Annotated in this window: 12 protein-coding genes; 4 read left to right on the top strand and 8 right to left on the bottom strand. The window is 52.7% G+C overall.

Going from position 1 to position 12,056, the window contains the following annotated elements; genetic code table 11:
• Positions 1 to 170 precede the first annotated feature (170 nt).
• The gene (narK, locus tag HU143_RS10675) at positions 171 to 1,568 is read right to left on the bottom strand and encodes a nitrate transporter NarK (protein ID WP_000019848.1); all 1,398 of its coding nucleotides are present in this window, start codon (positions 1,566 to 1,568) and stop codon (positions 171 to 173) included.
• Between the two features lie 340 nt (positions 1,569 to 1,908).
• Between narK and narX the strand changes: the two genes are divergently transcribed.
• A complete protein-coding gene (gene narX, locus HU143_RS10670) occupies positions 1,909 to 3,705 on the top strand; it encodes a nitrate/nitrite two-component system sensor histidine kinase NarX (RefSeq protein ID WP_000476244.1) in 1,797 nt (598 codons plus the stop codon).
• A complete protein-coding gene (gene narL / locus HU143_RS10665) occupies positions 3,698 to 4,348 on the top strand; it encodes a two-component system response regulator NarL (RefSeq protein ID WP_001064598.1) in 651 nt (216 codons plus the stop codon). Before narX ends, narL begins: the two co-directional genes overlap by 8 nt.
• Here narL and HU143_RS10660 read toward each other — a convergent pair whose 3' ends face one another.
• Positions 4,349 to 5,773 carry a YchO/YchP family invasin gene (locus HU143_RS10660; RefSeq protein ID WP_024148223.1) on the bottom strand — a complete coding sequence of 475 codons (1,425 nt, stop codon included), beginning with the start codon at positions 5,771 to 5,773 and terminating at the stop codon, positions 4,349 to 4,351. It lies immediately after the preceding gene.
• A gap of 178 nt (positions 5,774 to 5,951) precedes the next feature.
• On the opposite strand from HU143_RS10660, the gene HU143_RS10655 reads away from it, so the two are divergent.
• The gene (locus tag HU143_RS10655; protein WP_001179794.1) at positions 5,952 to 6,305 is read left to right on the top strand and encodes a DsrE/DsrF/TusD sulfur relay family protein; all 354 of its coding nucleotides are present in this window, start codon (positions 5,952 to 5,954) and stop codon (positions 6,303 to 6,305) included.
• A gap of 79 nt (positions 6,306 to 6,384) precedes the next feature.
• Here the strand turns inward: HU143_RS10655 and chaB are convergent, their stop codons facing one another.
• Complete coding sequence (gene chaB / locus HU143_RS10650) at positions 6,385 to 6,615, bottom strand: putative cation transport regulator ChaB (protein WP_001146392.1); 231 nt, start codon at positions 6,613 to 6,615, stop codon at positions 6,385 to 6,387.
• A 266-nt stretch (positions 6,616 to 6,881) separates the two neighbouring features.
• Between chaB and chaA the strand changes: the two genes are divergently transcribed.
• Positions 6,882 to 7,982, top strand: coding sequence for a sodium-potassium/proton antiporter ChaA (gene chaA, locus HU143_RS10645; RefSeq protein ID WP_000148418.1), 1,101 nt, complete (start codon positions 6,882 to 6,884; stop codon positions 7,980 to 7,982).
• A gap of 53 nt (positions 7,983 to 8,035) precedes the next feature.
• On the opposite strand, the gene kdsA is transcribed toward chaA, so the two are convergent.
• From kdsA to prfA, 5 genes are read right to left on the bottom strand one after another with little or no spacing between them, the layout of a single operon-like run.
• Positions 8,036 to 8,890, bottom strand: a complete 855-nt coding sequence (gene kdsA, locus HU143_RS10640; RefSeq protein ID WP_000811046.1) for a 3-deoxy-8-phosphooctulonate synthase — start codon at positions 8,888 to 8,890, stop codon at positions 8,036 to 8,038.
• A 37-nt stretch (positions 8,891 to 8,927) separates the two neighbouring features.
• Positions 8,928 to 9,737: an invasion regulator SirB1 gene (gene sirB1, locus HU143_RS10635; protein WP_001257065.1), complete on the bottom strand. Its 810-nt coding sequence runs from the start codon at positions 9,735 to 9,737 to the stop codon at positions 8,928 to 8,930.
• A 3-nt stretch (positions 9,738 to 9,740) separates the two neighbouring features.
• Positions 9,741 to 10,130, bottom strand: coding sequence for an invasion regulator SirB2 (sirB2, locus tag HU143_RS10630; protein ID WP_000150667.1), 390 nt, complete (start codon positions 10,128 to 10,130; stop codon positions 9,741 to 9,743).
• Positions 10,127 to 10,960, bottom strand: coding sequence for a peptide chain release factor N(5)-glutamine methyltransferase (gene prmC / locus HU143_RS10625; RefSeq protein WP_023227617.1), 834 nt, complete (start codon positions 10,958 to 10,960; stop codon positions 10,127 to 10,129). Before prmC ends, sirB2 begins: the two co-directional genes overlap by 4 nt.
• Complete coding sequence (prfA, locus tag HU143_RS10620; protein WP_000804703.1) at positions 10,960 to 12,042, bottom strand: peptide chain release factor 1; 1,083 nt, start codon at positions 12,040 to 12,042, stop codon at positions 10,960 to 10,962. The genes prmC and prfA overlap by 1 nt, the downstream gene beginning before the upstream one ends.
• Positions 12,043 to 12,056 lie beyond the last annotated feature (14 nt).

Raw genomic sequence — 12,056 nt, 5'->3', positions numbered from 1 at the left:
TGAATGTTAAATTTTCAACAAGTAGGTATTAAGGGGTATCCCCCTGGATGACCGATAAAAATGTGCGTGGTTAGCCCTGTCGCGCCTCTCTTCTTGACTATAAGTATGTTGTAACTAAATACAGATAAAAAAAAAGCGCGGTCTAACGCCGCGCAAAGGATAATCAAAAGTTACTTTTTATTTTTAGAATGACGTCCATATACCGCCCAGGTAATAACGACGCAGGCGATATAGAAAATAAGAAAGACTTTCATCGCGCCGACTGGAGAACCGGTTAATGCTAAAGATGAACCAAACGCTTTCGGAATAAAAAAGCCGCCAATCGCGCCAATCGCGGAAATAAAGCCCAGCGCCGCCGCCGTATCGGTCGCCGCTTCACGCATGGCTCTTTCGTCCGACCCGCCTTCCGCTTTAACCCGATCCATCGTCAGTTTACGGAAGATAACGGAGATCATCTGGAAGGTAGAACCACTCCCCAGCCCCGCCGTCAGGAATAGCGCCAGAAATACCCCGTAGAATGCGATAAAGCTACCGCCAACGCCGCCAGTAGGTAATGTCAGGAACAGCAGACCGCTGAAAATCGCCATCAGGACAAAGTTGATAAGCGTGACGCGAGTCCCCCCCAGACGGTCAGAAATTGCGCCGCCCGCCGAACGCGCCAGCGCGCCGATAAACGGACCGAAAAACGCATAATGCAGGATCTGCACATCCGGGAATTGCGTTTTAGACAGCATAGCGAACCCCGCGGAGAAACCGATAAACGATCCGAAGGTCGCCAGATACAGCAGACTCATGATCCACAGATGACCACGCTTGAGCACCGGCAGTTGCTCTTTTAGCGAGGCCTTAGACGTCGCCAGTTCGTTCATGCCGAACCACGCCGCCAGCGTAAAAATGGCCAGGAAAGGCACCCAAATCCAGGCCGCGTTCGCCAGATAGAGCTGAGAGCCGTCCGGCTGCTCTACACCGTGGCTGCCAAAGGCGGCAAAGATAGAGAGCGAAACCACCAGCGGCGCAACCAGCTGCATCACGCTCACGCCCATATTGCCCAGACCGCCGTTCAGACCCAGCGCGCCGCCCTGCTTTTGTTTAGGAAAGAAAAAGCTGATGTTCGCCATACTGGAGGCAAAGTTCGCGCCGGCAAAACCACACAGCAAGGAAATAATAATGAAAGTGCTAAAGGGCGTACTGGTATCCTGAACGGCAAAGCCTAACCATACGCAGGGCACGATGAGGATACCGGTACTGAACGCTGTCCAGCGACGTCCGCCAAATAGCGGCACCATAAAGGAGTAAGGCACCCGTAGCAGCGCGCCGGAAACAGATGGCAGCGCAGTCAACATAAAGAGCTGATCGGTCGTAAAATTAAATCCCACTTTCGGCAGGTTCACCGCCACTGCGCTGAATAGCATCCAGACGCAAAACGCCAGCAGTAAACACGGGACAGAAATCCACAAATTACGGCTGGCGACACGATGGCCGCGCTGTTGCCAGAATGCCGGATCTTCCGGACGCCATTCCGTGATAACAGCGCCAGTTGCCCTTTCCGGGGCGGATGAGTGACTCATAGACACCTCTGATTCTTGATTTGATGTCTGCCACATTAGGGTTTACTGCCGAAGGTAAGTTGATATAAATCAAAGGAAAAGTCGTCATCACCGGCGACTAAAAATAGTTATTACCCTTAATGAGTAGGCTATTTTGGTAAAAAAGCTGTGGTTTTTCACCATGCTGTGTCTGTCTACTCCTTCCCGTCGCAGATACCTCTCTACAGCGGCAATTAAGGAGTAACTCGTTATAGGTATGGGTATACTCCGCTGTATCGTTGAGAATAGCGGCACAGCCGATTGACGCCCCTCTTTTTTGCTACGTTTTTTCGGCGACATTACCCCGAAGAAAGAAGGTAACATGTTTAAACGGTGTTTCTCTCCTCTTACGCTGGTTAACCAACTGGCGCTGATTGTCATGCTCTCTACCGCTATCGGCGTGGCGGGGATGGCGGTTTCCGGCTGGCTGGTTCAGGGCGTGCAGGGTAGCGCTCATGCGATTAATAAAGCGGGCTCATTGCGTATGCAAAGCTATCGACTACTGGCCGCTGTCCCGCTGGATGCTAAAGATCAAAAGCTGCTGGATGAGATGGAGCAAACGGCATTCAGCCCTGAACTGACCCGCGCCGCTGAGCGAGATGGGCAGCAGAAGCAGCTTAAAGCGTTGCAGGATTACTGGCATAACGAACTCTCGCCAGGGCTACAGCACGCGCAAAACGCGCACGCGGTCGCAGAAGATGTCACACGCTTTGTGGCGGGCCTGGATCGCCTGGTGACGTCGTTCGACCATACTACTGAATTGCGTATCGAACGCGTGGTATTAGTTCACCGGGTAATGGCGATCTTTATGGCGCTATTGCTGGTATTTACGATTATCTGGCTACGTGTTCGCCTTTTGCAGCCCTGGAAACAGTTGTTATCAATGGCGCGCGCCGTCAGTCAGCGCGACTTTACCCAACGTGCCAATATCAGTGGACGCAATGAGATGGCCGCGTTGGGTTCTGCGCTCAATAATATGTCTGAAGAACTGGCCGAAAGTTATGCGGTACTGGAACAGCGCGTACAGGAAAAAACAGCCGGTCTGGAACATAAAAACCAGATTCTCTCGTTTTTGTGGCAAGCCAACCGCCGACTGCATTCACAGGCTCCGCTATGTGAACGTCTTTCACCGGTACTGAATGGCCTGCAAAATTTAACCCAGTTGCATGATATTGAGCTGCGGGTCTATGACCTGGAAGATGAAGATAATCACCAGGAATTTACCTGTCAGTCGGACATCAGTTGCGATGATAAAGGCTGCCACCTTTGCCCACGTAGCGCCCTGCCGATGATTAACGGCGGCACCACCTTAAAATGGCGGCTCACCGACTCTCACACCCAATACGGTATTTTGCTGGCGACGCTGCCCTATGGACGCCATCTCAGCCATGATCAGCAACAGTTGGTGGACACGCTGGTTGAACAGCTTACCGCGACTCTGGCGCTCGACAGGCATCAGGAGCGCCAGCAGCAGTTGATTGTCATGGAAGAGCGTGCCACCATTGCCCGCGAACTGCATGATTCTATTGCCCAGTCGCTCTCTTGTATGAAGATGCAGGTGAGCTGCCTGCAAATGCAGGGCGACGTGTTACCGGAAAGCAGCCGTGAGTTACTCAGCCAAATTCGCAATGAGCTGAACTGCTCCTGGGCGCAACTGCGCGAACTGTTAACCACTTTCCGCTTACAGTTGACGGAACCCGGGCTACGTCCGGCGCTGGAGGCAAGCTGCCAGGAGTTCAGCGCCCGATTTGGCTTTACGGTAAAACTGGATTATCAGCTTCCCCCCCGCCTGGTGCCGTCACACCAGGCGATACACCTGTTGCAAATTGCCAGGGAAGCCCTCAGCAACGCCCTTAAACACTCTCATGCCGACGATGTGGTGGTGACAGTGACGCAATGTGGCAAACAGGTCAAACTAAAAGTACAGGATAATGGCTGCGGCGTCCCGGAAAACGCCGAACGCAGTAATCACTACGGCATGATTATCATGCGCGATCGGGCGCAAAGTTTGCGCGGCGATTGCCAGGTACGCCGACGCGAGACTGGCGGAACAGAGGTCACTGTTACTTTTATTCCAGAAACAAACTTCACAGAAACCCAGGGAGATACCCATGAATAATCAGGAACCGGCAACCATCCTGTTAATCGACGACCATCCGATGCTACGCACGGGTGTAAAGCAGCTTGTGAGTATGGCGCCCGATATCAGCGTGGTCGGAGAAGCCAGCAACGGTGAGCAGGGTATTGACCTGGCGGAATCGCTCGATCCCGATCTGATCCTCCTTGATTTGAATATGCCGGGAATGAATGGTCTCGAAACGCTGGATAAATTACGCGAAAAAGCGCTGTCAGGACGTATTGTCGTTTTCAGCGTATCCAACCATGAAGAAGATGTCGTCACGGCGCTAAAGCGCGGCGCGGATGGTTATCTGTTGAAAGACATGGAGCCGGAGGACTTGCTCAAAGCGTTACAACAGGCCGCCGCCGGCGAAATGGTATTAAGTGAAGCGTTAACGCCGGTACTGGCGGCCAGCCTACGGGCCAACCGCGCTACCACCGATCGCGATGTAACACAACTCACCCCGCGTGAGCGCGATATTCTGAAGCTCATCGCGCAGGGATTGCCGAATAAGATGATTGCCCGGCGTCTGGATATCACCGAAAGTACGGTCAAAGTGCACGTGAAACATATGCTCAAGAAAATGAAGCTGAAATCGCGCGTGGAGGCCGCCGTCTGGGTACATCAGGAACGCATCTTTTAATTATTGCTCCTGGAACGGTTGCCAATGCGGATTATCGTCCGGCATCGTGATAAACGGTTCAGTCAGCGCGAGCGTGATCTCATTGGAAGAGACACGCTGACCTTTTTCATCCTCAACCACCACCGATAAACGCCAGCGATTTGCCGCGCCTTCGCGGTGATCCCAGGCCGGCATAATGATTGTCCAGCCCTCGGTACTGCGGGTGTCCGTTCCTGCCGTCAAACTTAAGGCCTGTGTATCGCCCTGCCAGCTCAAATGACGAATACCGTGCACGCTGCGCACCTGCAATTTTAACGCAACCGTCTCACCAGGCGTAAGATCCCAGGGCGGCGTCGCCAGAAAAACCGTTAACGTTTTACGCTGCCGATACTCCATTGTCGGCAGCGAGTTACGTTGCGGCGTATCATAGCGGCTACCGCGTAATGACTGGCTTTGCGCCACTTCACTGGCGGCAAGCTGCTTTTTGAGCGGCACGCCGAAGCGGTAGTTAAGCGTCAGCCCCAGGTTATTCTGACTGACCCCGCTCTCGCCCTGTTTGTGCTGGGCGGTCATGGTAAGCAAAGGTACTGGCGTATAGTTGAGACCCAGTTTTAACGCGACAGGATTGTGATACCCCGTTCCGGAGTCAAACAGATCCACGCTATCGCCAAAGTACTGCTCCAGACTAACGCTGGTATTGATATGCTGGTAAAACGGCAGCCGCATTTGCGCGTTGATATCATACCCGCGCGCCATTCGCTGTTCTAAGGTCGCCGTATGCGTCTGCCAGTCGGCAAAAGGCTGATAATAGTTGGCGGATAAACGCAAATATTCTCCCCACGCCTCCGCGCCAAAGCCGGCGCGCTGCAGATTTTCATCCAGCAGATTATCGTAAAAGGTATTATAGCCAAGAAGCCAGCCATCCTGCGCCCAGCGCTGTCCTATGCCAACGTTGCTTACCAGTCCATCAGTCTGTTGCGTAAGACCAAGCTGGCTCCAGGTCAGATAGCGCTGTTTATCCTGTAAAGGGATAAACCAGCTTCCGTGACTGCCGTTAAAATGACCTTCGTTATCGACGTTAATATCAACGCTGGCGCTGCCCCAGGCTGATAGCCAGCTTTCAAGCTGCTGGTTAACCTGCTCGCTGACCACATCGCGTACCTGTCCGAAAGCGAATTTTCGCGCCTGTTCACCGGTATCCAGATCGTTATTTTTCATGCTGGCTTCGCCAAACGCTTTGGCCATCTCGGCAAAATGCTTTTCCCCTTCGTGGGATTCCGGCATCATGCCTAAATCCGGCAGACGGTTTTGCGTGAAAGGGTCTTGCGCCTGCGCACAGATCGTACCGCTGGCAGTCAGCAAGAGAAGCGAGAGTGAGAATGAACGAAAAACAATACGGCTCAACGTGTCGGCAACTTTTACAACAAAAGATGAGAGGAATGGCATCAGAGTAAACCATAACGTGTCCGGACAGGTTTTGCAGCCTTTTCTCGTGCTTCCAGGAATATCCTTATTTTTTTCCGCAGAGCGTCCCGGGATTTTCTCCACGCATTTGGCGGCACATCGGTTCCCGAGGTAACATAACGCCATTGCCGACAAAATTTCTCGAGGAGAAGGGTTATCCATGCAAAATATCGTCATTATCGCTAACGGCGCCGCCTACGGCAGCGAATCATTATTTAATAGCCTGCGTCTGGCCATTGCGCTGCGCGAGCAGGAAAGCCATCTCGATTTACGCCTGTTTTTGATGTCAGATGCCGTAACCGCAGGGTTACGCGGTCAAAAACCAGCCGAAGGCTACAATATTCAGCAAATGCTGGAAATTCTGACCGCGCAAAACGTACCGGTAAAATTATGCAAAACCTGTGCGGACGGACGTGGTATCACTCCCCTGCCGCTGATTGACGGTGTGGAAATCGGAACGCTGGTCGAGCTGGCGCAATGGACGCTGGCGGCGGACAAAGTGCTGACATTTTGAATCTGTACGCGGGAAAAGCTCCCGCGTCAGGATAGACTTCCGGCAAGAAAATCAGGCTAACGCGTGAGTAATACCGCGTTTATTTTTTCTTATGCCATTTATCATCCTCGCCTTTTTCATAATCGTTTTTAACCGCCGCCCAGGCGACTTTGTGTGCGGTTTCCTCGCGGCTGGCGTCATCACGACGATCGGCTTTATCTTTATATTGCTCCCAGGCGCTATTAAACGCTTCTTTGTAAATGTCCTGGGCATGGGCTGGAAGAACATTCCGCACATTATCGGGTAAATCACTTTTGGCTTTATACGGCATCAGCGCCTCCGTCTTCAGGGAAAACATTAAGTGTGGTAAACAATGCGTTATTACGCCAGTCGAGGAGGATTTTTGCTTTTTACGGAAATTAACTTTTTGTTATTTAAACACTGTTAAAACAAGATGCTTGTTTTACTGACCTTGAAAGAAAAAAATCGTCTACGCCGTAAAACTACGTAAAAAACCACTAAAAAAATACAAATTTCTGCTATTTTTACCTTCTTTACTCTTTCCAAAATATTAACACCTGCACAAGGGAGACCCACATGACACATGCCTGTGAGGCGGTGAAAACCCGCCATAAGGAGACTTCGCTTATTTTCCCGGTTCTTGCGCTGGTAGTGCTGTTCCTTTGGGGAAGCAGCCAGTCACTACCAGTGGTTATTGGCATCAATATCCTTGCACTTATTGGTATTTTAAGCAGCGCATTTAGCGTGGTCCGTCATGCGGATGTATTAGCGCACCGACTCGGCGAACCCTACGGATCGCTTATTTTAAGCCTGTCCGTCGTTATTCTTGAGGTGAGTTTAATTTCCGCGCTGATGGCTACCGGCGATGCTGCGCCAACGCTTATGCGCGATACGCTCTACTCTATTATTATGATTGTCACCGGGGGACTGGTCGGTTTCTCGTTGTTGTTGGGCGGGCGTAAATTCGCAACGCAATATATGAATTTATTTGGGATTAAGCAGTATCTTATCGCGCTATTTCCGCTGGCGATTATTGTGCTGGTTTTTCCCATGGCATTGCCGCAAGCCAATTTCTCTACCGGTCAGGCATTATTGGTCGCGTTAATTTCCGCCGCGATGTACGGCGTATTTTTGTTGATTCAAACCAAAACGCACCAGAGCTTATTTATCTATGAACATGAAGATGAAGGCGATGATGACAATCCACACCACGGTAAACCCTCCGCGCACAGTAGCGGCTGGCATACGGTCTGGTTACTCATTCATTTAATTGCGGTCATTGCCGTTACCAAAATGAATGCCAGCCCGCTGGAGGCGTTGCTGACCAGCATGAACGCTCCGGTCGCCTTTACCGGTTTCCTGGTCGCGCTGTTAATTCTCTCGCCGGAAGGACTGGGCGCGCTGAAGGCGGTACTGAATAATCAGGTTCAGCGGGCAATGAATCTGTTCTTCGGATCGGTGTTGGCGACGATTTCATTAACCGTGCCGGTCGTCACGCTCATCGCCTGGGCGACAGGTAATGATCTGGTGTTTGGTTTAGGCGCGCCGGAAATGGTAGTGATGGTGGCCTCGTTAGTGCTGTGCCATATTTCGTTCTCTACCGGACGCACCAACGTGCTAAACGGCGCGGCGCATCTGGCTTTATTTGCCGCCTATCTGATGACGATTTTTGCCTGATATAAAAAAGCCGGATAGTATCTTATCCGGCCTACACAAGCTAAAAACCGCAATCAGTTCTCGGTATCCAGCTCGTCGAAGCTTTTCACCAAATCATCAATCGCTTTTATCTGGGTCAGGAACTGCTCCAGTTTCGCCAGCGGCAGTGCGGAAGGACCGTCGCACTTCGCGTTAGCCGGGTCCGGATGCGACTCCAGGAACAGGCCCGCCAGACCGACAGCCATACCGGCGCGCGCCAGCTCGGTCACCTGACCACGACGACCGCCCGAGGCGGCGCCAAATGGGTCGCGGCATTGCAGCGCATGGGTAACGTCGAAAATCACCGGCGAGTTGCCGGAGACCTTTTTCATCACGCTAAAGCCCAGCATATCCACCACCAGGTTGTCATAACCGAAGTTCGCGCCGCGATCGCACAGAATCACCTTATCGTTACCGCCCTCATGGAACTTATCCACGATATTGCCCATCTGACCCGGGCTTACAAACTGCGGCTTTTTCACGTTAATCACAGCGCCGGTTTTCGCCATCGCTTCCACCAGGTCGGTCTGGCGCGCCAAAAACGCCGGGAGCTGAATCACGTCAACCACATCAGCCACAGGCTGCGCCTGGCTGGCTTCATGGACGTCAGTGATCACTTTTACGCCAAATGTCTGTTTGAGTTCCTGGAAGATTTTCATCCCTTCTTCCAGACCCGGCCCACGGTAAGAGTGAATAGAGGAACGGTTGGCTTTATCAAAAGAGGCCTTGAACACGTAAGGAATACCCAGCTTCTGGGTAACGGTTACGTAGTGCTCACAAATGCGCATTGCCAGATCGCGTGACTCCAGCACGTTCATACCGCCAAACAGCACAAACGGCAGGTCATTTGCCACCTTAATGTCGCCAATGTTAACCACTTTTTGTTTCATAGGATCGCCTTACACTTATAGGTAAAATGTCGGTTAATTAATGTAGAACAATTTGCTTGTGCGCAATGGTGTTGATCTGCGCACGAATCATTTCGCTGATCGGGTCTTCCGGACACTGTTCAACGAAGTAGCTTAAATCAGTCAGCGCAACGTGTTCACACTCAAGCTGCGCGTAGATCAACCCGCGGTCACGGATTTCGTAAGGATCTTCCGGGTTAAATTGCAACAATGCTTCGCTAACGCGCAGCGCCAGCTCCATTTGCCGTTCCTCCATCAGCGAGGATTTCAGCGTATCCAGTAGCTTACGAATCACTTCGGCGTTATCCGCTTCGTCCAAATCTTCATTAAACAACTCGGCGACCGGACTAATATTGCCTTTTAACCAGACTTCCAGAGTATGTTCATCAAGCGTTTCACCGTTGAACGGGTTAATCAGCCACATTTCCCCTTCCAGCGATTCAATACGCAAAATCAGTTGCGTTGGGAAGATAACGGGCACCAACGGCAAATCAAGACGGTTTGCTATCCATAATAAAATAGCGCCCAACGATACCGCGCTCCCCTGGCGTTTTTTCAGGACTTTATCGAGCCATAAAGCATCAGAAAGACGGTAGACGCCGCGGGAGTCCGTGAACCCCCACTCGCCGTAAAAAAGTGCCAGCAATTTTTCCAGTTGCTCATCCTGAGACAGGAGCTGGCTAATTTCTTCCTGCGCCAGACTGACCAGACGTTCCAGTTCGTCGTAGACAAACTGCGTGGGAAAATCCAGGCGAATCATCTCTGATGCCAGGATCATGCCATCACACAGCGGCGCATTGTTAAATTCGAAATCAGCTAACGACCTCATGACTTACCCCAGTAACGGTATTTTTGTGGTGGCGAGTTTAATGATGATGTACAGCACCACCAGCGCCAGCGGGAAAGCGATAAAACGCGCCTGCTGGCTGCGCGCCTGACGATAATCAAGCGCAATAAAACCCAAAACGATGTAGATGATAACGCCAAACAGTTTTTCAGTCAGCCATGAGCCCGACTCCGTGAATGGCAGGATGTGCGTTTTAACGATTAACCCAATACCGCTAAGCAGTAACAGGGTATCTATGACGGGAGGCACGATTCGTGTCCAGCGCGCGGCGGCCAACGCATGGCCGCAATAGCGCCACCAGTAACGAGCGACAAACAAACTGACGGAGAGCGCAACACAAATAAGATGAAGCGTGAGCAACATTGCAATTGTCATGGCGTAAAACGCCCGCAGGTTACGCGTTCATTACCGCCATAATCACGACACGTTTCTACATCCGAGTAACCAGACCGCCTGAAAACCGCTCTTACCGCTTCGCCTTGCTGCCAACCGTGTTCCAGCAGCAGGAAGCCGCCGGGCGTTAACATCTGGCGAGCGTTATCGATAATATGCGTAAGATCCGACATACCGTTTTCGTCCGCTACCAACGCCGAGCGCGGTTCAAAGCGTACATCGCCTTCGCTAAGGTGCGGGTCCTGCGCGTCAATGTAGGGCGGATTGCTGACAATCATGTCGAACTGCTGCCCCGATAGCGCGCTGAACCAACAACTTTGCAGTATACGCACATTCCGGATAGCCAAATGTTCCGCGTTGCGTATCGCCAGCGCAACCGCATCAGGCATACGATCGACCGCAGTCACCTCGCAATCCGGTCGCTCGTAGGCCAGCGCCAGCGCAATCGCGCCGGTTCCGGTGCCTAAATCCAGAATACGACAGGTTTTGACCGGCAATCGCGCCAACGCCTGTTCCACCAGACATTCGGTATCCGGGCGCGGGATTAGCGTGGCGGGAGAAACGAAGAGCGGCAGCGACCAAAATTCGCGTAAGCCCGTCAGGTACGCAATAGGTTCGCCCTGTCTACGCCGCTGCAGCAGGTCCGCGAGCTGTTGTTGCTGGACGTCGGTAAGCGGCGTTTCGCCAAAGGCCATGATATACGTCCGCCCCTTGCCCGTAACGTACTCAAGCAGGATCTCGGCGTCGCGCCGGGGGCTGTCGCTGTCCCGGAGCTGGTTTACCGCCTCATGTAGCCAGTGCTGAAAATCCATTATTCCTGCTCGGATAAGGCGGCTAACAGGTCAGCCTGGTGTTCCTGAACAATCGGCTCAATCAGCATATCCAGCTTACCTTCCATCGTTTCATCAAGGCGATATAACGTCAGATTAATACGATGATCGGTCACGCGCCCCTGCGGGAAATTATAGGTCCGGTTACGATCGCTGCGATCGCCGCTGCCAAGCAGATTGCGTCGCGTTGACGCCTCGGCCTGCTGGCGTTTTGCCGTTTCGGCGGCGTGAATGCGCGCCCCGAGCACCGAGAGCGCTTTCGCTTTGTTTTTATGCTGCGAACGCTCGTCCTGGCATTCCACCACGATGCCGGTCGGCAAGTGGGTAATACGGATAGCGGAGTCGGTGGTGTTAACGTGCTGACCGCCCGCGCCGGAAGAACGAAACGTATCAATGCGCAGATCCGCCGGGTTAATATCCGGCAGCTCGGCTTCCGGCAGCTCCGGCATCACGGCGACGGTACAGGCGGAGGTATGGATACGCCCCTGCGACTCGGTCGCCGGAACACGCTGTACGCGGTGTCCGCCGGACTCAAATTTCAGTCGGCCATACACGCCGTCGCCGCTGATTTTGGCAATGATCTCTTTATAACCGCCATGCTCGCCTTCGCTCATGCTCATGATCTCCACGCGCCAGCGGCGCGCTTCGGCATAACGGCTGTACATGCGGAACAGATCGCCGGCAAACAGCGCGGCTTCGTCGCCGCCAGTGCCGGCGCGAACCTCAAGGAACGCGTTTCGCTCATCGTCCGGATCTTTCGGCAGCAGCAGTACCTGTAACTGTTGCTCCAGTTGTTCGCTTTTTTCTTTCGCTTCGCGCAGTTCTTCCTGCGCCATTTCTCGCATTTCAGGATCGTCGAGCATCATCTGAGCCGTCTCGATATCGTCCTGAACCTGTTGCCAGTCCGTAAAACAGCGAGAAACGTCGCTTAATTGCGCATATTCGCGCGACAATGCGCGAAAGCGGTCCTGGTCGGCGATAATTCCCGCATCGCCCAGCAACGCCTGAACTTCCTCATGGCGTTCGTGCAGGGCTTCCAGTTTGGCAACGATAGAAGGCTTCATAGGCGTAAATTCAC

Origin of the sequence: Salmonella sp. SJTUF14076, from assembly GCF_015534835.1 — a bacterium.
Lineage (GTDB): Bacteria > Pseudomonadota > Gammaproteobacteria > Enterobacterales > Enterobacteriaceae > Salmonella > Salmonella enterica.
This window is presented reverse-complemented; position numbering and strand designations above follow the sequence as displayed.